The organism is Streptomyces sp. MAI_2237 (genome assembly GCF_054189285.1).
Map to the genome: position 1 here is coordinate 208,795 of NZ_JAJPGQ010000009.1, position 23,493 is coordinate 232,287.

A 23,493-nucleotide genomic window follows, 5' to 3' on the forward strand; every position below is an offset into this window, starting at 1 on the left:
AGGAACTCCTTCCGCGGCGGCCGACGTCCGTCGGCGACCGTCCGTCCTCCGGGCACCGTCCGCCCGGGTTCGAAACTCGTTCAGCTGGGGGCGGGGTGATCACTGTGCGGGCGCCGGCCCCCCAACGAGGCGCTCTCCGCGTTCGCGCCGGCCTCGTCGCGCAGTCCGGCGAGCAGCCGGACTGCCTCGTCGGCGACGTTCTCGTCCACCACGACGTCGTACCGGCTGGGCTCGATCGAGCGGACGGAGGCGAAGTTCCGGTGGCCGCCTTGGGCGGCGTGCAGCAGCACGCCGAACAGCGCGCCGACGACCGCTCCGAAGAGCATCCCGTACAGGGCCAGGAGCAGCCCGGAGACGACCGGATCCAGCCAGTTCAGCAGTCCGAAGATCCAGCCGACGAGCACGCCGGGCAGCGCTCCGGCGGCCGCACCGTGGAGGGCCGCCTCGCCGTAGCCCATGCGGCCGATCACCTGCTCGACCATACGCATGTCCTGACCGATGATCGCCACCTTCTGGACAGGAAACCCCTGGTCGGTAAGGTGATCGACGGCACGTTCCGCGTCCTGGTACGTCGCGTACGAGGCGACGGCCGTGCGGGCTCGCTCGGTCATGGTCACTCCCTCCGCCGTCGGACCGACGAGAGGTCCCGGCAGGCTCCAGAGTGGCTGTTCGCTTGGTCACTGCGCCTGCGCCCAGCGGGCCGAAAAGTGACACCGCCGGTCGCTCTGTGAGGACAGGAGGCGAGGCACGGTTCGAGGTCGCGACGCGCGGCCCCGCTCTCCGGGCCCTGCCCACCGTGCGCCACCTGACCGCCCCGCGGTGACCGGGCCCTTGGGTCAGCCGGGCATGGGATGGTGCGCCTGGGCGAACCGCTCTACGACTGCGGCGCAGAAGGCAGGCAGGTCGGCCGGGCCGCGGCTGGTGACCAGCTGCCCGTCGACGACCACCTCCTGGTCGACGACCTCCGCGCCGGCGTTGCCGAGGTCGGAGCGGATGCTGGGCCAGGATGTCAGGCGGCGTCCGCGCACCGTGTCCGCCTCCGCCAGGGTCCACGGGCCGTGGCAGATCGATGCGACCGGTTTCCCGCTGGCCATGAAGTCCTTGACGAACTGCACCGCGTCACGGTTCATGCGCAGCTGGTCGGGGTTCATGGTGCCGCCGGGCAGGAGCAGGGCGTGGTAGTCGTCGACGGAGGCGTCCGCGACGAGGCGGTCCACGGGGAAGGTTCCTGCCGGGTTGAGGTCGAACTGGCGGGCCTGGATCTCGCCGGGGCGGAGCGAGATGATCTCGGTCTGCGCACCTGCTCCTTGCAGGGCACCGCGCGGCTGGTCGAGTTCCACGCGCTCGACCCCGTCGGTGGCCAGTATCGCCACCCGCATTCCTCGCAGTTCCTGTGCCATGGCCTTTGGCTCCTTCGCCAGTCGCTGGTTGTGAGACGCGAACGGCAAGGACGCCCGGCCGGACCCCGTTGCGCCGGTCCGAGGTCCGCACGTCGCATCGGAGGGGGCGCGTCCAGGTGTGTGCGGTCAGGCGGAGTTGCCGACCGGGTGGAGGACAACCTTCGTCGCCTGGTTCATCGGGGCTCGCAGCACCAGGAGACCTTGGCTGCACCGGCGTCGAGGCTCTCGGCACGTCGGTTCACATCGTCGATGCCATACAGCGAGGCGCGACCGCTACAGCAGCCGGTCGAAGACCGCGGTCACGCCGTCCCAGTGGCTGGTCTGCGGATTTTTGACATCCGGGTACAGGATTTTGAACGTCTCGGCAAGGGCGACGCTGAGCCCGCCGATGATCTCAGGGTAGCGGTCCTCGGTCTCTTGGGACGGGGTCCTGTCGAGGGCAGGGTGAGCGGCGAGCTGTTCCAGGATCGGCTTCAGGTCGACGTCCTCGTCAAGCCGCCGGAATCGGTGGATGCTCTCCTGGAGCCCCTTGGTGATCGGCATGTCCCACGGTTCGACCGTGTCCCTCCCGTTGGCCTTGGCCGACGCCTGGCCGACGACCAGGAGGTCGTAGAGCTTGGCGTCGACGAAGTCGCCGTACCGCTTCAAGTCGTTCTTGTCGACGTCGAGGCCGGCGGCGGCGCGGAAGAACCTCTCGAACTTCGACACAGCCATCACGGTCATGACTCTCGCCTCCTCACCTGGAACCGGACGGCGACGCTCACTCTCGCAACGCCGCCATCGGCCGTTACCAGTCGAGATTCGCAGAGCCCGCCCGCCGCGCGCCTCCGCACCCCAGGCCGAAAAAGACCACCCTTTCCTGCCCTGACAGAGCAGCACGGGTTACCGACTGGGCGCTGTGAGGTGCGCTCAGCAGACCGGCGCCGGTGTGCCCCTCGGCTCGGCGGAGGCCGTCTGCACTTGTGCTCGGAGGTCCATTGGGCTCGTCGTTTTTCCGCCCACCGGGAGCAGGCGCGGTGTGGCCCCCAGCCTGGAGCATGGGAATGGCCTCGGTCGAGGCGTACGCACGACGACGCGCACCAGCCCGCCGCCCCCTCACGCTGACACACCCTCAAGTGGCGGTCTCGGGCACCGGACAGCCTCACGCATCCAGAAGTAGGACAGCCTCACGGCTCCAGAAGAAGGCCCCTCATGGACTACAACGCTTTTCTCGACACCGTCACCCGGCGCGCCCCCGTCCCCCCGGAAAAGGCGGACCCCCTCACCCGCTCCACCCTGACAACACTCGCCGAGCGGCTCACCAGGGGGGAGGCGCAGGACCTCGCCTCCGAACTGCCCAAACAGCTCAAGGAGCCGCTGGTCTCTCCCACTCCCGAGGCCGAGGACTTCGGACTGGATGAATTCATCAATCGGGTGAGCAAGCGGGCAGGGGTAAGTCCGGACGAAGCCCGCGAGGGCGTACGGGCGGAGTTGAACACGCTCAAGGACGCGGTCAGTGACGGCGAGTTCCGCCACGTGATCTCCCAGCTTCCCCGGGACTTCGAGGCTCTCGTCAGCGCCACGAGCTAGGAGGAGGCATGAGCGGCGAAGTCGGCGCCATCATCCAGGAGACGGAACCCAGTCGTGCTCACCGAGGCCACCACCACACTGGTCGAGGGGCCGACGTTCTGCGTCTCGAGCATCTCGGGCGACATGGCGCCGGACCGGACGGGCTGGACTTCCTGACCGAGCTGCCGGCGCGCGGCGAATGGCACGCCACCGTCCTCGTCTGCCCCAGCATCGAGGGCGAGGAGGTCAGCGACGTCTTCCACCCGACCGTCGAGGCAGGCGAGGCCGGGCCGGCGCGCCGCCTGCGTGCCTGGCGCGAGAGCGTCCCACGCGTCACCGACATCGAGGATCCGGAACTGCACAGGACGCTGGCTTCATCTGCGATCGGCCCGAGCAACTCTCCGCCGCGCTCCGCTCCGTCGGCCGTCTCTCCGCACGGGCCTGCCGGGAAGAAGTACTGCGCCGGTTCGACACCCTGAGCATGGCCTCCGCATATCAGGGCGCTTTATCGGCAACTTGCCCGCGACCAGGCCCAACTGGCGACCGCCACCTCAGGGCGACGGCCACACCACTGACCCGTACGACTCCGTACGGCCATAGACCGAGTCGGTCGACGACACCCGAGGGCCGGCTCCTCCGCGCATCCCATCGACTCCACGGCAGAGGAACCCAGCATGAGCACTCGCGCGCCTCACATCAGCTCGCCTACCCGCGTTCCGGCCAGTGTCTCGCCGAGCGGCGACGGCATCGTCGTCGGAACCGGCCCGGTGAAGGTGGATGCCTTCATCGACTTTCTGTGCCCGTTCTGCAAGCAGTTCGAGGGGACGAGCGGGCCGATCCTTGACGAGCTGGTGGCGGACGGAGCGATCCGTCTCATCTACCACCCGATGGGTTTTCTCGATGACCTGTCCACCACCCGGTACTCCTCCCGTGCCTCGGCCGCCTCGGGCTGCGCGTCCGATGGCGGCCACTTCGTGGAGTACCTCTACGCGCTGTTCGCCAACCAGCGCCCCGAGGGCGGGCCGGGCCTGTCCGACGAGGAACTGATCGAAATCGGGCGCGCGGTGGGACTGTCCGACAGCCCGTTCGCCGCGGGCGTCCGGCAGGGCGTCTACCTGGACTGGAGCTCCTATGTGATGGCGACGGCCCTGCAGCGGGGTGTGGGGGGAACGCCGACCGTGGCCGTCCAGGGCGTCTCGGTGCCGGCCAACCCCCGGACCATCCTCGCCGCGGTTCGTGCCGCCCGTGCCGGTGTCCGCGGATGAGCGGCCTGGCCGACCGAGGAAAGACACCGTGTGTCGTCCGGCGGGTCGACATCTGTCCGTGGACGTAGAGGTGAACACCTTCGTTGTAGAAGGCGACCAGGTCAGGCGAGGGCGACTCATCCCGCGCGGGGAACTCCGTCAGAGCATCTCCAGGGGCGCGGGCCCCCTCGGCGACGGAAACGCCTCGTCGAGGGCCTCGGCGGGAAGGTGAAGGTCCACCGCGCCGCGGTTCTCCCGCACGTGGTCCGGTGATCCGGAACGCGGGACCGCGGCCACCCCCTGCTCCAGCACCCAGGCCAGTGCCACCTGGGTCGGCGTTGCTCCGAGGGCCCGGGCCACGGCACCCAACGCCTCAACCACGAGGAGCCGTCCCTGCTCGATCGGGGAGTAGGCCATGACCGTCACCCCGGCCTCGCGGCACCATGGAAGCAGATTCCACTCGATGCCGCGCCGGGAGAGGTTGTACAGCACCTGGTCGACGGCCGCGGCGTCGCCGCCCGGAAGGGTGGTCAGCTCGGTCATGTCGGCGACGTCCAGGTTGCTCACGCCCCAGTACCGGATCTTCCCCGCCTCCATCAGGTCGGTGAATCCCGCGAGGGTCTCCTCGAGTGGCCACCGTCCCCGCCAGTGCAGCAGGTACAGGTCCAGGTGGTCCGCACCCAGCCGCCGCAGGCTGCGCTCGCAGGCGGCGACGGTGCCCCTCCGGTCGGCGTGGCCGGGGAGCACCTTGCTGACGAGGAAGACCTCGTCCCGGCGTCCCCGGAGGGCCTCCCCCACGAGCTCCTCGGCTGCGCCGTCGCCGTACATCTCCGCCGTGTCGACCACGGTCATGCCCAGGTCCACGCCCAGCCGCAGCGCGGCAATCTCCTGTTCGCGCCGGGCCGGGTCCTCACCCAGGTACCAGGTGCCCTGCCCGAGGGCCGCGATCTTCTCACCGGAGGGGAGGGCGATCGTTCTGAACGATTCCGCAGCCATCTCGGGCCTCCCGTCTGCCGCGGACACGTGTCGCGCGCGCCGGGTGCCCACGTTCGCAGCTTCCAGCCAACCGCTGTCGCGTGCGTCGCAGCGAGGTCAGGAGGGGCGAGCGGACTGCGCCGGCAGGTCGCCGGAACGGGGCGTGCGACCGCCCAGCGCGACGGCCACCGACACGACGGCCCCGCAGGAGAGGACCGTCGCGAAGCCGATCATCGCGGTTTGCACGGCGAAGTGCGGCAGGGCGATGCTAAGAGGACGGAGGGCAGGCCCATTCCGAGGTGGGCGACGACGAAGAACACGGCGAGAACCCCCGCGCGGGTGAGCGAGGCCCATCCGCTGGCGCAACGGGAATCGCCGGCACTTGCGGACCTCGCGGGGGAACCCTTCGTGGACTTCCCGCCGGGCTACGGCAACCGCGAGGTGGTCGACCGGGCGTTCGCGGCGGCGGGCGTCGTACGCCGGGTAGCGCTGGAAGTGCCCGACCTCGACATGGGGGCGGCACTGCTCCGGCACGGTCTGGGCATCGCCTTCCTGCCCGCGTTCGCCGTTGCCCGCACCCCTGGCCTGCACGTCCTGGACGTCCTGGACACCGTGCTCCGCTGGAGCATGCATCTCGGCACTTCGTCCACCCGACTCCCCAGCTCGGCCCTGCGGGCGCTGCTCGACCTGGTCGACCTCCACGTCATCGCCCTGTGACGCTCACGCAGCCGTCGTCCACAGGCGGCACCGGACGATGACGAGATCAGGAAGAGGTAGTCGCCGAGGCCGCCCTGCCGTTCGAAGTACATGCGAAGGTTGGGGACGTCTCATCGGCCGTCATGATCACACCCTCCGGTGCGCTCGCGTCATCACGCGAGGAACCGGCCGTCCGCGCGTGGCACCCTTCCGTGCTCCGGCCTATGCAGCGTCCGGGCCGCTGGTGCCGTGCCGAGAGCCCCGGAGTCACTCGGCGGATTCGACGGCCTGCGAGAAGTCCGTTCCGAGTTGCGACATCAGGTCGTTGAACTCCTTCTCGCTGACCGCCTCCCGAAGCACCGCCAGTACGTACCGCACGCCCCGGTCCGCTTCCTCCTCCTTGAGCATGGTGCGTTCGGCCACGCGCCGCACAGTGTCGGCATGGCCGAAGCGTTCGATGCGGTCCGTGGCTCCCTGGCGCACCGCTTCCGCGAGGCCCTGGGGGAGCTCGGTGATCAGATGCCTGGCCTCCCCGGAACTCAGCCTGTGGGCCAGCGTCTCAAGCGTGGCCCGGGTGAGGTCCGCCGCCTCCTGCCGGCTCAGTCCGGTGCGCTCGGCGACGGTTCGTATGAAAGCCTGCTCATCCATGCGTCGGTCTCCTTCGCTGCTGTGTTGCGACGAACGGCGCGGATCCCCTGCAAGCCTGCCACGCCGGCCCGGCCCGCGCCCGCGCGCGGACGGGGGTGACCGCGCGACCCGCAGCACGAGGCCTCATCGCACCGTCGTGTGCACGGCCTCGCCAGCCGGTTGAGCTGCCCACAGGCGGAAAGCGCCGTCTTGGGAACGCCGGCGTAGCCGAACCTGAGCCGCGACCGGCGGGCCTCGATGAAGGTGCGGCACTCTACGCATTCGAATTGAACCCACTAAATTACGCGAAACTTCTCGCAATAGGACGACTCAGCAGGTGTGCGCCGGTGCCCGTATGGAAACCCGGGGTGTCCCGACTTCAGGGAGGCGTCATGGACGCCCACGTCACTGCCCAGGGAAGCTCCGTCGCCACCGTCAACCCGTACACCGGTGAAACGGTCCGTGAGTTCCCGGCGTTGAGTGCGGAGGACATAGGGCGCGCTATCGAAGCGGCGCACTGTGGCTTTGCGAGCTGGCGTGCCCGGTCGACGGCCGACCGGGGGGCTGTCGTGCAACGCGCCGGCCGGTGCATGAGAGAGCGCAAGGAGGAACTGGCGCACCTCCTCACCCTTGAGGTCGGCAAGCTGATCAACTCAAGCCGTGCTGAGGTCGACCTCGCGTCCGACATCCTCACCTATTACGGCGAGTACGGCCCCGAGTTGCTGGAAGAGCGAATCCTGCCGGTGCCCGAGGGCACAGCTGTGCTGGTGAACGAGCCGCTCGGCGTCCTTCTCGGTGTGATGCCCTGGAACTTCCCGCTGTACCAGGTCGTCCGATTCGCGGGCCCCAACCTCGTCCTCGGCAACACCATCCTGCTCAAGCACGCAAGTAGCTGCCCCCAGACCGCACTGGCACTGGAGCAGCTGTTCGCGGATGCAGGTGTGCCGACCGGAGTCTACACCAACCTTTTCGTGCGGGGCAAGGACGTGGGGAAGATCATCGATGACTCGCGAGTGCAGGGGGCGTCACTGACCGGAAGCGAGCGCGCGGGCGTGAGCGTGGGCGAGATCGCCGGCCGCAATGTCAAAAAGTCCGTCCTCGAGTTGGGGGGCAGCGATCCTTTCGTCGTGCTGGACGCTCACAACCTCGAACGCACCGTGCACGCCGCGTTCCTCGGCCGGATGGGCAACACCGGACAGTGCTGCGTGGCGGCCAAGCGCTTCATCGTCCTTGCCGACGTCTACGACGCCTTCCTCACGGGGCTGCGTGACCTGATGAGCGAGGTGCAACCGGGAGATCCGGCCGACCCCGCCACGACGCTCGGCCCTCTGTCCTCCGAGGCAGGGGCCGAACTCCTGATGGAGCAGGTTCACGATGCGGTGGACAAGGGAGCCACGGTGGTGCTGGGCGGCGGTCGGCCGGACCTGCCGGGCGCCTTCGTCGAGCCCACCCTCCTCACCGATGTCACACCAGACATGCGGGCATACCGCGAAGAGCTCTTCGGCCCCGTCGGCACGGTCTACCGGGTCGCCGACGAGGACGAGGCAGTGACACTGGCCAACACCTCCCCCTACGGCCTGGGAGGTGCCGTATTCGCCGCCGACCCGGATCGCGCTCGCGCAGTGGCGGACCGGCTGGAGGCGGGCATGGTGTGGATCAACCACCCGACCGCGTCCCGACCGGAGCTGCCCTTCGGCGGCATCAAGCGCTCCGGCTACGGGCGTGAACTGGGCGACTTGGGCATCGTGGAATTCGCGAACCGCAAACTCATACGCTACGTGGACGCAGACGCCCCGATCGGAGAAGTGCTGGGCTGACCCACGAGCCGCGCGACCGCGCGCCGTGCCCGAGCCGGTCGACCTACCGCCCCCGCGGACGCCAAGCGGCATCCGCGGTGCGGATACGGCGCATCGTCAGTGCTCGCCGAACGCCCCCGCGGGCGCGCAACCCAACTCCCTCCAGTGCCCCTTGGGAGCGGCGTACCGAGTGCAGCCCGGGACGTCGTACGCCGCGATACCACCGTGGACGCGGCCCGTGGCGCCGTGCCGCCTCCACGCCGCAGCCGTACGGCTGCGCCACTTCGCCGACGCGAGCCGAGGATTGGACGACGGCTACGTCCCCACCATGCAAAAGGGCGACATCATGGGCCACGAGTTCATGGGAGAGGTCATCGAAGTGGGCCCCGGCGTGAGCGACGCCAAACTGCGCGTCGGCGACCGGGTCGTCGTCCCCTTCCCCATCGCCTGCGGCGCCTGCGCGTCCTGCCGCGCGCAGCTGTACTCGTGCTGCGAGAACACCAACCCCAACGCCGGCGTCTCGGAGAAACTGTTCGGCCACCCCACCGCCGACATCTACGGCTACTCCCACCTCACCGGCGGCTTCGCCGGCGGTCAGGCCGAGTACGCCCGTGTGGTGCTCGCCGATGCCAATGCCTTCAAGGTCGAGTCGGACCTCACCGACGAGCAGGTCCTGTTCCTGTCCGACATCCTGCCGACCGGCTACATGGGCGCCGAGATGTGCGACATCCAGGACGGTGACGTCGTCGCCGTCTGGGGCGCAGGTCCGGTCGGTCAGTTCGCCATGGACAGCGCCCGGGTCCTGGGCGCGGAAAAGGTCATCGCGATCGACAAGGAGCCTTACCGGCTCGACATGGCCGCCGCCCGGGGCTACGCCACCATCAACTTCGAGGACACCGACGTACGGTCGGCCCTGCTCGAACTCACCGGCGGCCGGGGCCCCGACAAATGCATCGACGCGGTCGGCATGGAAGCCACGCACGGCGACCGCACGCCCTGCGCCAAGCGATCATGTCCTGCCGCAGCGGTGGTGTGGTGTCGGTCATCGGCGTATACGGCGGGATGATCGACAAGTTCCTGGCGGGTGCCTGGATGAACAGGTCCCTGACCCTGCGCACCGGACAGTGCCACGTACAGAAGTACATGCGGCCGCTACTCGGCCTGATCGAGCAGGGCAAGATCGACCCGACCCGGGTCATCACCCACTGGCTGCCCCTGACCGAGGCACCCACCGGCTACGACCTCTTCAAGAACAAGCAGGACCACTGCGAGAAGGTCGTCCTGTCGCCCTGAGGACCGTGCCGACGCTCACGTCACCGTTCGGTGAGCAGCCCGACGGCGTGACCGCCCCTCGCCGTCGGGCCGAGCGGCCGGCGACCGTTTCTGTCCGTCAGTTCGTCTTCGGCCATGGGACGTTCAGGCCAAAACCAGCCAGCGGCGGCCGTCGATCAGTTCTCGGGCTGCGTCGAGGTGGCCGGCGTGGCAGGCGGTTTCGGCGATGACATGCAGCAGGACGTCGCGCAGAGTGTGCAGGTGCGGTTCGCCGAACAGGTCATGCGGCCGCCAGGCCAACGCGGCGTCGGCAGGCGTGGCGGTGATGACGGCATCAGCGAGTTCTGTCTCCTGCCGGTATCGGTCGAGGAGGTTGCCGGCCAGCACTTCCGGGGCCACCTTCCATGCTTCGTCGCCGCTCGTCAGGCCGCGGATGATCTCCTGGTCTCCGGCGACGACCGCGCCGAACCAGAACCGCTCCACATCCAACGCGAGGTGTTGGACCATCCCCAAGCAGTGCCATCCGGAGGGCAGCACGGGCCGTCGCAAATCCTTCGCGTCGAGCCCGTCAAGGATGCCGAGCACGTGACGCCGCTGTCCCTTCAGGACCTCAAGGAGCGCCCTGACCTCAATTGCCGGGAGCTGTCCCACTCGAATGGTCGCTCATGGCCTTCATCATCCCCGAACCCCTTTGGCTACGCATGGAGTTGCCTGCGCAAGGCCCCGGATCGTCAAATCGGCCGAGCGGACCAGCTGGTCCGCTCGGCCGATTTGACGATCCCGCGCGCTCAGTACAGCACCGACAGGTCCCCGGGCCGCACCCGCGCGGTGACCGGGAGGGTGGCGTCCACCTCGCCGTCGGCGCCGTAGGGGACGGGCCGGCCGGCCTCGATGCGCAGCTCCCGGCCGCGCAGGACGCGCACTTCGGGGCGGCGGATGTGGGCGCCGGTCTTCAGCTCGTTCATCAGGGTGAAGAAGAGCCTGCGCGGGGCCTCGCGGATCAGCACCACGTCCAGCAGTCCGTCGTCGACGCGCGCGTCGGGTGCGATGAGCCGGCCGGAGCCGTAGTAGGGGGAGTTGGCCGCGACGACGGTGTAGCCGCGGTGGAGGTGTTCCTCGCCGTCGACGGTGACCCGGTAGTCGGCCGGCCGCCAGGTGGTGACGGCGCGCAGGCCGCCCGCGTAGTAGGAGGCGGCGCCGCGCAGCAGGCGGGCGTTGTTGGCGTGCAGGTTGGCCTGCGCGTCGACGCCGGCGTACACGCTGCCCAGGACCACTGTGCGCGGGTGGACGGCCGACTCGACCTCGATGGTGTCGACGGGCCGGGGCTCGGCGTGCAGCAGGATCTGGGCGAGGGCTTCCGGCTCGGTGGGCAGGTGAAGCGCGCGGGCGAAGTCGTTGCCGCGTCCGGCGGGTACGAGGCCCAGTACGGTCCCGGTGCCGCTGAGGGCGCCGCCGATGCCGCCGGCGATGCCGTCGCCGCCCACGGCCAGGACGATCCGGCCGCGTTCGCCGGCCGCGCGGGCGATGTCCTGGGCGTGGGCGAGGTCGTTGCTGTACTCGGTCTCCAGCTCGGCGCCGGCCGCGCGCAGCAGCCGGGCCAGCTGGAGCAGGGTCGCCGCCCCGGTGGAGCCGCCCGCGGTGGGGTTGACGACGGCGGTGTACTGGCGCATCGAATGGGCCTCCGAGGCAGGCGGTCGGATGGGGTGGGTCAGTCGGTGGGCAGCAGGACGCCGGGGTTGAGCAGGCCCTCGGGGTCCAGACGGCGCTTGACGGCGCGCAGGGCGGAGATGCCGAGGGGGCCGGCTTCGCGGACGTACCAGTCGCGGTGGTCGGTGCCGACCCCGTGGTGGTGGGAGATAGTACCGCCGGCCGCGAGCACGGCCTCGTTGGCGGCGTGCTTGGCGGGCGTCCAGTGGGCCACCGGGTCCTCGCCCTGGGCGCTGACGACGGTGAAGTACAGGGAGGCGCCGTTCTCGTACACGTGGGAGATGTGGCACATCACCAGGGGTGGGGTGCCGGCTTGGCTGAGGGTGTCGGTCAGGGCGGTGCGGACGGCGGTGTACAGCTCGGGGACGCGGGACCAGAAGGCCGCGGTCTCCAGCGTCTCGGCGAAGGCGCCGGCGTCGAGCAGGGCGTCGCGCAGGTACGGCGCGGAGTAGCGGCCGTGCGCCCAGCGTTCGCCCGGTTCGGCGCCGGCCGGGGTGCCGCCGCAGTCCGCCAGGACGGCGGCCGCCCGCTCACGGCGGTACGCGGTGTCCTCGGCCGTCCCCTCGTACCCGGCGATCGCCAGGCAGCCCGCGCCGCCTGCGGCAAGGTCGGCGCCGATGGCGTCGGGCTGGGCCAGGCCGATGAGCGTCTCGGTCTCGTCGGACAGGCGCAGCACGGTCGGCCGGGGTCCGTCCTGGGCAAGCCGGCGCAGTGCGGCGGTTCCCTCCTCGAAGGAGCCGAACCGCCAGCCCTCGTAGATCCGGACCTCGGGCAGCGGGCGGATCCGTACGGTGACGGAGGTGATGACGCCGAAGGCGCCCTCGGAGCCGAGGATCAGCTGGCGCAGGTCGGGTCCGGCGGCGGAGCGGGGGGCGCGGCCGGTCTCGATCGTGCCCTCGGGGGTGGCGAGAGTCAGTGCGAGCACCATCTCGTCGAAGCGGCCGTAGCCGGCGGACGCCTGCCCGCTGGAGCGGGCCGCCGCGAAGCCGCCGATGGTGGCCCATTCGAAGGACTGCGGGAAGTGGCCGAGGGTGAAGCCCTCTGCGGCGAGCAGCGCTTCGGCCTCGGGAGCGCGCAGGCCGGGCTGGAGGCCCGCGGTGCGGGAGACCGGGTCCAGGTCGAGCAGGGCGTTCATGCGGCGCAGGTCGAGGGCGACGAACGCGCTGCGCTGCGGGGCGAGTCCGCCCACCACCGAGGTGCCGCCGCCGAAGGGCACGACGGCGAGGCCGTGCTCGGCACAGGCGCGCAGGACGTCGAGGACCTCGTCGTGGGTGGCGGGCAGGACGACCGCCTGCGGGACGTCGCTGACGTCTCCGGCGCGCAGGCGCAGCAGGTCGGGGGTGGACTTGCCGCGGGTGTGCCGGACGCGGCTCTCCGCGTCCGTGCGTACGTGCTCGTCACCGACCGCGGCGGCGAGGGCGCGGAGGGCTGCGGGGGCTGCCGTGGGGGCGGGTGGGTGAATGTCGTCCAGGCCGAGGGCGGGGGTGCTGCGTGGCTGGACGCCGAGCAGGTCGTGCAGCAGCCCGGTCACCGTCTCGGGCAGCGGTGCCGCCTTCGCCGGGTCGCCCCAGCCGTTCCACAGCATGTCCATTGAACGGTCGTCCTCACAAGGTCGGTGTCTCGTCGGGGCGGTTCGGGGCGGCCTGCCTGGGTGCCCGCCTCCGCGCGGGTCGGCTTGCCGTCGGGACCAGGCCGGTGTCGTCTCGGCCCCGAGGCGTTACACTGTGACACATGACGCCTATTCGTCACAACGGTTCGGGCGGCGGATCGGACAACGACGCCGTCCTCGACGCGGTCCGCGACTGTGTTCTGGCCGTCGGAGTGCGGCGCACCACGCTCGCCGACGTGGCCCGCCGCGCCGGGGTCTCCCGGATGACGCTGTACCGGCGCTGGCCGGACCTGCGGACCCTGGTGGGCGACCTGATGACGCGGGAGTGGATCGGCGTGGCCACCCAGGCCATACCGGACCCCGTGCCCGGCACCGGCACGCGCACCCGGATCGTGGACGGACTGGTGGCCGGGGTCGAGGCTTTCCGGGTCCACCCCCTTTTCCGCAAGATCGTCGATGTCGACCCGGAACTGCTTCTGCCGTATGTCCTCGACCGGCGCGGCGCGAGCCAGGAGGCGCTGCTGGGCCTGCTGGGCGACGCGCTGCGCGAGGGCCACGCGGACGGTTCGGTACGGCCCGGTCACGCCGAACGGCAGGCGCGGGCGCTGTTGTTGACCGTGCAGTCCTTCACCCTGTCCCTGCGCACGATGACGGACGAGGACGACCCGGAGCTGGACTCGGACGCGTTCCTCGGCGAACTGCGCACCCTCCTGGAGAGGACCCTGACGCCATGAGCCACACCGAGGCCGCGCCCGGCTCGTCCTTGAGCGCACGCCGGCGCCGCCGGGAACTGGCCCAGGCCACGGACGGCCGGACGGCCGACGTCCTGGTCGTCGGGCTCGGCGCCACCGGGGCCGGCGTCGCCCTGGACGCGGCGGCCCGCGGCCTGGACGTCGTCGCGGTGGACGCCCACGACCTGGCCTTCGGCACGTCGCGCTGGAGCTCGAAGCTCATCCACGGGGGGCTGCGCTACCTGGCCTCCGCGCAGTTCGACGTCGCCCACGAGAGTGCGGTCGAACGCGGGGTGCTGATGACCCGCACGGCCCCGCACCTGGTGGCCGCGCAGCCGTTCGTGCTGCCGCTGACCCCACTGGTGTCCCGGGGCCAGGCCGCACTGGCCTGGGCCGGGTTCCGGGCCGGCGACATGCTGCGGCTGGCCGCCCGCACCCCGCGCCCGGTGCTGCCCGCGCCGCGCCGGCTGTCCGCGACGGAGGCCCGGCACCTGGCGCCCGCCGTCCGCGCCTCCGGCCTGCGCGGCGGACTGCTGTCGTGGGACGGCAAGGTGACCGACGACGCAGCGCTGGTGACGGCCCTGGCCAGGACGGCCGCCGCGCACGGCGCCCGCGTGCTGACCCGGGTGCGCGCACTGGAACTGACCGGCACCGGCGCCCGCGTCCGCGACGAACTCACCGGCGAGGAGGGCGAGATCAGGGCCCGGACCGTGATCAACGCCACCGGGGTGTGGGCGGGCACCCTCGCCGACGGCATCCGCATCCGGCCCTCCCGCGGCACCCACCTGGTCCTGCGCTCGCAGCGGCTCGGAGCCCTGCCGGCCGGCCTGCACATCCCGGTCCCCGGAGAGACCAACCGCTTCGTGCTGGTCCTGCCCCAGGGGGACGGCCGGGTGTACGTCGGCCTCACCGACGAGCCCGTCGAGGGCGCGATACCGGACGTGCCGGAGGTGCCCGAGACCGACATCGGCTTCCTGCTGGACGTGTTGGGCTCGGCCCTGGACGCGCCGGTCGGCCGGGACGAGGTGGTCGGCGCCTTCGCCGGCCTGCGCCCGCTGCTCGACACCTCCACCGGCGGCTCCTCGGACCGCACCTCCGACATCTCCCGCCGGCACGCCGTACTGACCTCGCCCGACGGGGTCACCACCGTGGTCGGCGGCAAGCTCACCACCTACCGGCGGATGGCACAGGACGCCGTGGACGCCGCCGTCGCGGCCCGTGGTCTGCGCGCCGCCCCCTCCCCCACGGCCGGGCTGCCGCTGATCGGTGCGGCTTCCCCCGAAGGGCTGCGCGCGCTGCCCGTTCCCCGCCGCCTGGTCCGCCGATACGGCACGGAGGGCCGTGGAGGTCCACGACCTCGCCGCCGAGGACCCCGCGCTGGCCGAGCCGGTGCTCCCCGGCCACCCCGTCACCCGCGCCGAACTCCTCTGGGCCGTCCGGCACGAGGGCGCCCTGGACGAGTCCGACCTCCTGGACCGCCGCACCCGCATCGGCGTGGTCCCAGAGGACCGCGCGCAGGCACTCCCCGTGGCCCGCGAGGTCCTCGAGGAGGCGGCAGCAGTACACCCCTGACCCGGCCGCCCCGCCCATCACCGATCGGAGCAGGCAGCGACGAAGACCTCCGGTCTGCGATGCGAATACGGGCTGCATCCGCCCCTTCAACCCGTGTGCGGCGCGGCATGGAGGCGGGTGCCGGAGCACGCCGAAAGCATCCGTCTGGCCAGCGTGCGCGCGACAAAAGAAGCTGGAGGCCGTGGCCGCGACAGCCCGAACGGCGTGCCTCTCAAGAGACTGCCATGCTGCTGCCCAAGGCGGACCTCGACGACCTCAAGCGGTGCCACGGCCCCGACACTGCCTGGATGGTTGAGCGCATTCGATGTGCCGCCCTCGGGGTGAGGCTCTCCGATGTCGTCCTGCAGCGCACCACCTGCCTGGAATATCGAGAGAGATCGACGAGCGAATGCATGCGGGACGACACTCGCATTTGTCGTCACTGTGGGGCCCCGCTGACGAAGACGCGGTTCTACGACCCCTGACGTCAAGGACGGAGCAGGAGCACAACTGTTCAGGCACTCGATCGAGTCGGCTTGCCTTCGGCGGCGGTGACCCCCGGTACCGCGTCCTCGACACCATCGTCTGGACCGACGATCTTGCCCGCCAAGGTGACCATTCTCGACAGGGAGACCACAGGCCATCAGCTGCACTGGCGTCCCGCCAATCACGATGTCGTGTCCCGCGCCGCCCTGTCGGTCTCAGGACGTGCTGCGGCTGTGGTGCAGGGCCGTGGGCGCACCGGCGGACTGGCTGCCCTCGTCACCGAGGCTGATGGTGTCGGCAGCGGTCAGTTGGACCACGTACAGGTGCCCGCTCTCGCATTGCAGCGAGGTGTCCGAGCGATTGGTCGGGTGGCTGGTGGCCGCGACGAACGTGGCCGTCGAGCCGCGCACCGATCGTAGTTCCAGGGCTTCTGTACATCCGACCTCGCGGCCGGTGCCGACCTCCTTGATGTTGCTGACCTGTTTGCCGGCCAGCTCACCCACCTCGGCGGTATGCAGGGTGAGCGTCACGGTGAACGACTCGGTGCGCGGGTGCTGTTGGCCGTCCGCGTCGGGGTTGCCCGGCCCCCTGCCGGTCCAGACCCCCGCCCATGCGGCGGAGAGGGCGGGCGTGGAGGACGACGGGGACGGCGAGGCCGTGAAGCCGTCACCGGAAGCCTCCTTGCCGAACGGGTTCCACAGCAGTACGCCGGTTACCAGGGCGGCCACCGCGAGGGCGGAGCCGGCGACGATCCAGCGAACACGGAGGCGCGCAGCTCCGTCGCCGTGGGGGGCGCGAGCTCCGTACGGCCCGAATCCGGCCGGCGCGGCTGCGCCGGGGGCGAACGGGCCGTGGGGCTGGCCGATGTCAGGCGTGAACGGGCCGGAGGGTGTGGGGGCGTGGGAAGGCGCGTTCGACGTGGCAGGGGTTGCGTGGCCGAGGGATGGGGCCAGGGCCCCCGCCCCTGCGGTCGCCGGCACCGTCGGTCTCTCGCCGACGGACGTCACCGCGTCCGACGGCACCTGCTCGTGGCCATGGGGCGGTACGGCGCACCGGTGTGCGATCTCCTTCTCGCGGGCCGCGAGGTCGGCGTCGAGTCCGGGCGGGAGCGCGCTCTTCCACGCCTCAGCCACCAGAGCGGGCCCGCTCTCATGAAAGGCCGCCCGCGGGTCCTCCGCGGGCCGCCAACGGCGCAGCCGGACCGCCAACTCGGCGCTGTTCGGCCGGTCCTCTGACCGCTTCGCCAGGCAATCGCGGACCAACGGAGTCAGTTCGGCCGGCACGCCGTCCAGGACGGGCGGCTCGTGGACGATCCGGTAGAGCAGGGACGCGGCCGAGGGCTGCTCTCCGGGATACTCGAAGGGACCGGTGCCGGTCGCGGCGAACACCAGAACCGCGCCCAGGGAGAAGATGTCGCCGGCGTCGGTGACTGCTCCCCCGGCGGCCTGTTCGGGAGCGAGGTAGCCGGGCGAGCCGATGACACCGCCGGTGCCGGTGTGGCGGGAGTCGTCGGCGGCCCGGGCGATGCCGAAGTCGATGAGCATGGGCCGGTCGCGGCCGAGCAGGACGTTGGACGGTTTGACGTCCCTGTGAGTGAGCCCGCAGGCATGCACGGCGGCCAGCGCCGCGGCGAGTTCGGCGGCAAGGGCGCGCAAGGCGGCGGGCGGCAGCGGCCCGTGCGCGGCGACCCAGTCGGAGAGGGCAGGCGCGGCGACGTACTCGGTGGCCAGCCACAGCGGGCGATGGCCGGGCGGGCTGAAGTCCACCACCGAAACGGTCCACGGCGAGCGCACGCGGTCGCTGGTGCGGATCTCCCGGGCGAAGCGCCGCTCGAAGTCCAGAGCGGCAGTGAGGTCGGGCCGGACCGTCTTCAACGCCAGGGGGCGGCCGGTCGGCGTGCGCGACAGATAGACCTGCCCCATACCGCCCGCGCCGAGCCGCGCCAAAAGCGGATAGCCGCCGATCGTGGCCGGATCCGTGCTCTCCAACGGCTGCACGCACGCCTCCCCCTGGTCACCTCACACCATGACGGAAGCAGGATAGGGGCTGACACCAGCCATAAATGGGCCCCTGGGTGTGGCCTGACGTGAGCGTGCGGGAGCTTTGCTCAGCAGGGGACCCAGCCTCTGGTAAAGGCAGTCTTGGTGGTTGAGACCCTGCACAGGGGGCTGCACCGCACTGTCACCCCAACCGACCAGCATGCGCAGTACTTTTGAATGAAGGCTCGCACACCAACCGACATGACCGTGCCGCTGTCCGAGATCGGTTCGTAACGCGTCAGGGAGGCCGCCCGCCGCATCGTGGATCTCGTGGTCACGGAGGACGATGTCCACTTGGACAGCCTCCCGGGCGACGTCGAGGTCTCCAGCGCCGCTCCTCCGGTCGGGGTGGCGAGGTTGTTGAACGAGCCTGCCGGCAACAAGGAGAGCTGATCGCTTCCCGGCCCAGAGGTGCGTGAAGCCCGGAGTGGCGATGGGAGGCGCCGAAGCGGCGATGCTCAGGGTCGTGCCGCGCCGTCGCGGCAACACGAGAGCGCACCGAGGCGTCGTCCCAAGTCCCCCTCAGGGCGTCTGCGTCACTGCTCAGGCCGGAGCCGTACTCTCGCTCGGTACACAGCTTTCACGGCTCGGCTCGGTGTCGGCGGTGTGAATGGACTCTCCCTCCTACACAACATGGTCCTCACTGGACAACTCAGACACCAGGCAAACCATCCCGGGGTCGAGCTTGAACCGTGCCGGCCGCGGTGATGTCAGCGAGTCGTTGCGCGGTGTCGAAATGAGGAGTGAGGCGAGTCTTGGTCATGGCCAAGGAGACGCTGCTGGCTGGGTCGGCGTAGACATAGCTGCCGCCTCCTCCGACCCAGCCGAACGCGGTCGAGCGTTCCTTCGGTGGGGCACCGAGGCGCCCGAGCGGATAGCCCAGGCCCAGTCGCGCGTGGTTGCCGAAAACCTGGTCAGTTCCCTCGAAGGCCACCGCCGTCAGCTCCTCCAACTGGGCTGTGTCCATGAGCTGACCGTTGAGTGCGGCTGCATTCATGGCAGCGATTCCCCGCGCAGTGAAGGTGCCCACGGACGGGACGTCCGCCAGCAAGATCTGATGGCTGTTCCCAAAAGCCGCAGTCGGTTGCATTTCCCAGGGCGCCAGGATGGCGCCATCGGGTGCGGTGGCCGGCGGGGGTGCAGTGTCCTCAAGGCGTGCCAGGCGGGGCAGGTCGGTGCTGGGCACGCCGAAATACAGCTCGCCGTCGATCCCCAGCGGCACGGTGATCCAGTCGCGCAGAAGCTGCCGCATCGTTTTCCCGGTGGCTCGGCGTGCGACTTCACCGACCACAAAGCCATAGGTGAACGAGTGGTACCCGGTCTCGGTGCCGGGCAGCCACTGCGGCTCGGCGTCGGCAATGGCGCTGCACACCCGCGGCCAGTCGAAGAGATCAGCAGGGCCGATGCATCGCGGCATGGCCGGCACACCGATCGAGTGGGTCAGCACGTGTCGAAAAGTCGCCTTCTCCTTGCCGTGGGCACCGAACTCCGGCCACACGTCGACCAACGGTGTGTCGTATCCGATCGCTCCCCTCCTGACGAGCAGGTGAGCGATCATCGACGTCATGGGCTTGCCCGCGGAGAAGCTGAAGAACAACGTCTGCGAAGTCACCCTGCGCCCGCTTCGAGCGTCCGCGACGCCGGCCACAGCGTCGGCGACGAGAGCGCCATGGCGGTAGACGGCGACCTGCAGGCCGGCTTCTGCCCCGCGATCGACGAGTTCGTCCAGGACACTTTGAATCTCTCGCTGCAGTGCGGACATGATCGTCATTGGTTCGGCCATGTGTAGCGCGTCTCGCTGGACATCGGTAGCTTGCCGAACGCGAATCCCACAGTCGGCTCGACTCGATAGAGACGGACGCCGCCGCCGATGACGGCCTCGCCCAACTTGTACCAGGCTCCGTCAGGGCTGGTCAGATGTGCACCGTACTTCCGCTCGAAATCCGCAGCAGCCTGTTCACGCTCGGAGCGGCCGTCCACTGTGTATGCGGCACCCTCGATGACGACGTCCACACCGGTCAAAGCATTCGTGCCGGTCGTCAGCACGCAGTGTGGATTACGCTCCAGATTGCGCGCCTTCCGCTCCTGGCCGCCCGTGGTGAAGCACATTCCACCCAGACTCCACGCGGCCAACAGCGGCGTCACGTGCGGTCGCCCGTCCGGCCGCACCGTGGAGAGCCAGAACACCTCCGCCTCAGCCAGCAGCGCGTATGCCGTCGCCCATGGCGTCGCCCGCGCGCTTGGGGACGAGAAGGGCCCCAGCGCAACATCCGGTTCACCGTTCAACATGCCGCGTCCCCAATCAGGCACATTCCGCCATGACGTATGCGGACCAGCGCCATCCAGCCGACCTGCCCTGGTCTCGGACAGGTTTTCCGTCGTCTTGGTGATGACCCGAGGTCGCCGAGAAACTCATCGGTCAGAGCGCACCGGGAAGCTGTGATCTTGCCGTCGAGCCGCCGGCCGGGCGGGTGAGAACGGAGGCCGCCGCCCGCTGCCGGGGTTCGGCGAGACGCCGCGGCACTGTCCCCCCGTACGGTGCACAAGAGGCTCTGCATGATCTTCCGGTCGAGCGGTTACGGCAGCGGCGCGGATACGTCGGCAGGACTCCGGTAGGCAGCGCGGATGTGCTTCGTGATCAGTTCGTCGCGGATGGCGAAGCGGGCATGGCTCCCACCCGCCTCGGAGAAATCAGCCCCATAACATCCCGTCTCCGAGGGGCCGCTGACAGTCCGGAAGAGTCACTCGTGTTCGCGGGGGTCTTCGCCTCCCGCCGGTTCGCCGCATTGCGCCGGCTGGATCGGTCACCGGGACGGGCCCGGGGAATACGAAGTTCCCCGGGCCCAGCTCGCATTGAGGTCTCTCGGTGGTGGCTCGCTACTGGTAGCAGGGGTTGCCGCACAGCACGGTGGCCGTCCCGCTGCTGCTGACCGCTGTGGAGACGATGTGGTGAGTGGGGCTCGTGCTGGTCTCCCAGGGCATGGGGGCAGCCACCGCCTGGGGGGCGAGAGCGGCCAGGGTCATGGTGGCTACGAACATGGCGGCTGTTGCGCGCTTACGCAGACGCATCTGGACTCCTCGAAGAATGAAGGGGCATCGGGGATCGGCGGACGCCACGCTCCGCGGGCATACCGCCACGGCTGGCTGTCAGTCGCACTGCGCCCACCGGCCTGGCCAGGGTCACCGGCTCTATCCGGCGCTTGTTCCAGCGATGAGCATGATTTTCGGCCCTTGCTCCAGACACGCGCGACAGGCAAGCCGCTCCCCCCTTTCCGCAATGGCCGGCTCACGCACCGGCGGTGTGTTCACCAGCAACCGGGGAAGGCCAAAGACCCAGGGCGTACATCGACCTATTGGTAGCAGCCGCCGGTACACAGCACGGTGACCATGCCGCGCTCACCGTCCGTCGTTGCGGCGACATGGCGGGTGGTGGTCGTGGGGGTCTTGCTGGTCTCCCACGGCATAGGAGCAGCGACGGCCTGGGGGGCAAGGGCCGTCAGAGCCGCGGTGGCCACGAAGACGGCAGCGACCGCGCGCTGGAGAAGACGCATCTGAGACCTCTCATTGTCCGGTTTTCGCCAGTGGTCGGCATCTCGCCGTGTTCGGCACGGTGTTGGCTCGCCGGGCGCAGTCGTGGATAGCCGAGGCTGGCGCGCTCTGTCTGGAACTGCCCGCTGTGCCGTTCCCTGCGCCACCGCGCCGGCGTGCCGTGGGCCAACAGCTCGCGCTGTGGTGAATTGCTGGGTATTTCAACGTAGGTGGCGCTGGATGACGCCGCAAAGATTTCGAAGACCGTCGAAACGCAATCGCCGCGGGGCTTCTGCCCGGTCAGGCGTCCATTGCCGAGGGTGGCCGGCGGTCGGGTGACGTCTCGGCTGTGATTGCGCAGGCCGGCGGCGATGTTGTCGCAGCCGGTCAGGCGGAGGGCGCCGATGGCCAGGTTGCGCAGTGCCGCCATGGCCCGGGGCGCGGTCCCGGTCCGCACGCGGGAGGCGTCTTCGGCGAAGGCGGTGTCGCGCACGTGGTGGATCTTGTTCTCGATGCCCCAGTGTTCGCGTGCACGGTGCGCGTTCTCGGGAGCATCGGCCTGTTCCGCCGTCAGGTCGGTGACTGCGTAGACACGTTCCGGGGTGACCTTTCTGGTGGTGACCGTCCAGCGGCGGCGCACGATCTGCACGGCCTGGGCGGCGTGGGGGAAGTCGAGGCCGAGGGTGACGGTGCAGGTCTTCTCCTCCACCAGGAAGCGGGCATGGGCTGTCTGGGAGTGCAGGGCGTCGAAGGTGACCACGGTGTCGGCCAGGTCGAGGTCGGCGAGCATCGGCCGGAAGACGGTGATCTCGTCGGTCTTGGCGCCGACCTCACGCTGGGCTGCGACCAGGCCGGTCCCGATCATCGCGGCCAGAAGGTGGATCTGGGTGCCGCCGGCGCGGTGCGCGCCGCGAACGGCCTTGCCGTCCACGGCCAGCGAGCGGCGGGCGCGTCTGCCCAGATCATGGTCGGGTGGCGGGCGGTCGGGGTCGCGGGCGGCGAGCCAAGTGCCGATCGCCTCGTCGAGGGCGTTGCCGTCCACGCGCTGCAGGATTCGGCACACGGTGGCTTCGGTCGGGGCGGTGGCCCGGCGGGTTCGCGGCTGGGGCCGCCCAGGGTGGTGAGCGGCCGGGGGCGTCGGCTGCCCATTCCGCGATCGCGGTCAGGGATTGCGCGCCGGTACCGCGCACGCGGCGAGTGCGAGGACGAAGGCGAGTAGGTGGCGGCGCCCCTTGGCCCTGCGTGGATCGGGAACGGTCGCGAGGCGGTCCAGCAGCTGCGGGTGTTCCCCGGGCTCGGCAGGGCGGCCGGTGGCGAGCCGGCCCAGGCCGGCGGGAATGGGCGATGATGATCGGGCAGGCACGGTCTTCCGCCTTGTGATGACAGCGGCCGAGATCCTTTCCCCGCGTAAGGCCGCAGGTTCCCCGCTGGCGGGCGGTCCCCGCGGACGGCCAGTCGGACTCCCACCGGAGGACTGGCCTGTACGCAGGGTGATCGTCGCCGAGGGATGCCCCGGGCCGTGGTGGCGAGGGGCCTGGGCTGGGTTACCCGGCGGTCGGCTCGGGGTGGATCTGCTCGATGCGGTCGCGCTTGGTGTACAGGTCCCAGTAGTGCTCGGCGAGGTCGTCCGGGTCGACGAGCGGGCCCACGCCTTCCGGCAGTGAGGCGGCGGCAAGCTCTCCCATCTCGCTCCGGGCGACGAACGCCGCGATGGACAGCGTGCCGGCGTAGGCGCCGATGTCGGCGAGTTCACCGTTGAGGGAGTACAGCCAGTTACGGGCGGCGGACATCAGCGGGCCCACGCCGCTCATGTAGGGCCGCGGCGCCACGGCGGTGTGACCGGTGGTCATCAGGAACGCGCCGTCGCCGCGCTCGGCCCATTCGGGCAGCACCGCGCGGACCACCTCGACCGGCGTGAACAGGAGAAGAGGGCTGTCCTTCTGCAGGGTGACGGCGTCCAGCTTGGTGGCGGGGGCGAAGCTCTGCTCACCACTGATCGGCCCGTACTCGATGACGTCGATCCGGCCGAACCGTCCGCGGATGACGTCGATGAGGGCGGGTACCTCGGCGGGCTTGGAGAGGTCGGCGGTGAATCCGGCCGCGTCGATGCCCTCGCCGATGAGCTGTTCGACGAGTGCGTCGAGGCGGTCCTTGCGGCGGGCGACGAGGGCGACGCGGAAGCCTTCGCGGGCGAAGCGGCGGGCGACGGAGGCGCCGAGCCCGGTGCCGGCTCCGAAGACGGCGACGACCTTGGACGTGTCGGGCATGGGGATGTCTCCTCGGG

General features: G+C 70.3%; 23 protein-coding genes and 1 pseudogene. 9 read left to right on the forward strand and 15 right to left on the reverse strand.

Annotation, left to right across the window (positions count from 1 at the left end):
- Positions 1–80: 80 nt before the first annotated feature.
- The 3 genes from LN251_RS36250 to LN251_RS36260 all read right to left on the reverse strand — a co-directional run bounded on the left by LN251_RS36250 (position 81) and on the right by LN251_RS36260 (position 2,123).
- A complete protein-coding gene (locus LN251_RS36250) occupies positions 81–611 on the reverse strand; it encodes a general stress protein (RefSeq protein WP_458248409.1) in 531 nt (176 codons plus the stop codon).
- 225 nt (positions 612–836) lie between these two features.
- Entirely contained in the window at positions 837–1,400 is a 564-nt protein-coding gene (locus tag LN251_RS36255; RefSeq protein ID WP_458248410.1) for a type 1 glutamine amidotransferase domain-containing protein, read from the reverse strand.
- Positions 1,401–1,673: 273 nt separating this feature from the next.
- On the reverse strand, positions 1,674–2,123 hold the full coding sequence (locus LN251_RS36260; RefSeq protein ID WP_458248411.1) for a DUF1931 family protein: 450 nt from the start codon (positions 2,121–2,123) through the stop codon (positions 1,674–1,676).
- Positions 2,124–2,591: 468 nt separating this feature from the next.
- Between LN251_RS36260 and LN251_RS36265 the strand changes: the two genes are divergently transcribed.
- From LN251_RS36265 to LN251_RS36275, 3 genes are all read left to right on the forward strand, one after another.
- Positions 2,592–2,969: a DUF2267 domain-containing protein gene (locus LN251_RS36265; RefSeq protein WP_458248412.1), complete on the forward strand. Its 378-nt coding sequence runs from the start codon at positions 2,592–2,594 to the stop codon at positions 2,967–2,969.
- An 8-nt stretch (positions 2,970–2,977) separates the two neighbouring features.
- Complete coding sequence (locus LN251_RS36270) at positions 2,978–3,427, forward strand: hypothetical protein (RefSeq protein ID WP_458248413.1); 450 nt, start codon at positions 2,978–2,980, stop codon at positions 3,425–3,427.
- Positions 3,428–3,622: 195 nt separating this feature from the next.
- Complete coding sequence (locus LN251_RS36275) at positions 3,623–4,213, forward strand: DsbA family protein (protein ID WP_458248414.1); 591 nt, start codon at positions 3,623–3,625, stop codon at positions 4,211–4,213.
- 138 nt (positions 4,214–4,351) lie between these two features.
- Here LN251_RS36275 and LN251_RS36280 read toward each other — a convergent pair whose 3' ends face one another.
- The gene (locus LN251_RS36280; RefSeq protein WP_458248415.1) at positions 4,352–5,188 is read right to left on the reverse strand and encodes an aldo/keto reductase; all 837 of its coding nucleotides are present in this window, start codon (positions 5,186–5,188) and stop codon (positions 4,352–4,354) included.
- A 318-nt stretch (positions 5,189–5,506) separates the two neighbouring features.
- Between LN251_RS36280 and LN251_RS36285 the strand changes: the two genes are divergently transcribed.
- Positions 5,507–5,884, forward strand: a complete 378-nt coding sequence (locus tag LN251_RS36285; protein WP_458248416.1) for a LysR substrate-binding domain-containing protein — start codon at positions 5,507–5,509, stop codon at positions 5,882–5,884.
- 246 nt (positions 5,885–6,130) lie between these two features.
- Here LN251_RS36285 and LN251_RS36290 read toward each other — a convergent pair whose 3' ends face one another.
- Complete coding sequence (locus tag LN251_RS36290) at positions 6,131–6,511, reverse strand: DUF2267 domain-containing protein (RefSeq protein ID WP_458248417.1); 381 nt, start codon at positions 6,509–6,511, stop codon at positions 6,131–6,133.
- 371 nt (positions 6,512–6,882) lie between these two features.
- On the opposite strand from LN251_RS36290, the gene LN251_RS36295 reads away from it, so the two are divergent.
- The 3 genes from LN251_RS36295 (at position 6,883) to LN251_RS36305 (ending at position 9,579) form a co-directional block, all read left to right on the forward strand.
- Positions 6,883–8,307 carry an NAD-dependent succinate-semialdehyde dehydrogenase gene (locus tag LN251_RS36295; RefSeq protein ID WP_458248418.1) on the forward strand — a complete coding sequence of 475 codons (1,425 nt, stop codon included), beginning with the start codon at positions 6,883–6,885 and terminating at the stop codon, positions 8,305–8,307.
- A 217-nt stretch (positions 8,308–8,524) separates the two neighbouring features.
- On the forward strand, positions 8,525–9,352 hold the full coding sequence (locus LN251_RS36300) for an alcohol dehydrogenase catalytic domain-containing protein (protein WP_458248419.1): 828 nt from the start codon (positions 8,525–8,527) through the stop codon (positions 9,350–9,352).
- Positions 9,349–9,579: a hypothetical protein gene (locus tag LN251_RS36305; protein ID WP_458248420.1), complete on the forward strand. Its 231-nt coding sequence runs from the start codon at positions 9,349–9,351 to the stop codon at positions 9,577–9,579. The genes LN251_RS36300 and LN251_RS36305 overlap by 4 nt, the downstream gene beginning before the upstream one ends.
- A 123-nt stretch (positions 9,580–9,702) precedes the next feature.
- On the opposite strand, the gene LN251_RS36310 is transcribed toward LN251_RS36305, so the two are convergent.
- From LN251_RS36310 to LN251_RS36320, 3 genes are all read right to left on the reverse strand, one after another.
- A complete protein-coding gene (locus LN251_RS36310; RefSeq protein ID WP_458249493.1) occupies positions 9,703–10,215 on the reverse strand; it encodes a DinB family protein in 513 nt (170 codons plus the stop codon).
- Between the two features lie 131 nt (positions 10,216–10,346).
- On the reverse strand, positions 10,347–11,228 hold the full coding sequence (locus LN251_RS36315) for a diacylglycerol kinase family protein (protein WP_458248421.1): 882 nt from the start codon (positions 11,226–11,228) through the stop codon (positions 10,347–10,349).
- A gap of 38 nt (positions 11,229–11,266) precedes the next feature.
- Positions 11,267–12,856 carry an FAD-binding oxidoreductase gene (locus tag LN251_RS36320; RefSeq protein WP_458248422.1) on the reverse strand — a complete coding sequence of 530 codons (1,590 nt, stop codon included), beginning with the start codon at positions 12,854–12,856 and terminating at the stop codon, positions 11,267–11,269.
- 140 nt (positions 12,857–12,996) lie between these two features.
- Between LN251_RS36320 and LN251_RS36325 the strand changes: the two genes are divergently transcribed.
- Both LN251_RS36325 and LN251_RS36330 read left to right on the forward strand, forming a co-directional pair.
- Positions 12,997–13,608, forward strand: coding sequence for a TetR/AcrR family transcriptional regulator (locus LN251_RS36325; protein WP_458248423.1), 612 nt, complete (start codon positions 12,997–12,999; stop codon positions 13,606–13,608).
- A pseudogene (locus LN251_RS36330) lies at positions 13,605–15,177 on the forward strand (glycerol-3-phosphate dehydrogenase/oxidase). Before LN251_RS36325 ends, LN251_RS36330 begins: the two are co-directional and overlap by 4 nt.
- 680 nt (positions 15,178–15,857) lie before the next feature.
- Here the strand turns inward: LN251_RS36330 and LN251_RS36335 are convergent.
- From LN251_RS36335 to LN251_RS36365, 7 genes are all read right to left on the reverse strand, one after another.
- Positions 15,858–17,639: a serine/threonine-protein kinase gene (locus LN251_RS36335; protein WP_458248424.1), complete on the reverse strand. Its 1,782-nt coding sequence runs from the start codon at positions 17,637–17,639 to the stop codon at positions 15,858–15,860.
- 694 nt (positions 17,640–18,333) lie between these two features.
- Complete coding sequence (locus LN251_RS36340) at positions 18,334–19,443, reverse strand: serine hydrolase domain-containing protein (protein ID WP_458248425.1); 1,110 nt, start codon at positions 19,441–19,443, stop codon at positions 18,334–18,336.
- A 5-nt stretch (positions 19,444–19,448) separates the two neighbouring features.
- Positions 19,449–19,970, reverse strand: coding sequence for a pyridoxamine 5'-phosphate oxidase family protein (locus tag LN251_RS36345; protein WP_458248426.1), 522 nt, complete (start codon positions 19,968–19,970; stop codon positions 19,449–19,451).
- A 588-nt stretch (positions 19,971–20,558) separates the two neighbouring features.
- Complete coding sequence (locus LN251_RS36350) at positions 20,559–20,750, reverse strand: hypothetical protein (protein ID WP_458248427.1); 192 nt, start codon at positions 20,748–20,750, stop codon at positions 20,559–20,561.
- Positions 20,751–21,177: 427 nt separating this feature from the next.
- On the reverse strand, positions 21,178–22,251 hold the full coding sequence (locus LN251_RS36355) for a transposase (RefSeq protein WP_458248428.1): 1,074 nt from the start codon (positions 22,249–22,251) through the stop codon (positions 21,178–21,180).
- A 120-nt stretch (positions 22,252–22,371) separates the two neighbouring features.
- Positions 22,372–22,572, reverse strand: a complete 201-nt coding sequence (locus LN251_RS36360; RefSeq protein WP_458248429.1) for a hypothetical protein — start codon at positions 22,570–22,572, stop codon at positions 22,372–22,374.
- Positions 22,573–22,753: 181 nt separating this feature from the next.
- Entirely contained in the window at positions 22,754–23,476 is a 723-nt protein-coding gene (locus LN251_RS36365; protein WP_458248430.1) for an SDR family NAD(P)-dependent oxidoreductase, read from the reverse strand.
- Positions 23,477–23,493 lie beyond the last annotated feature (17 nt).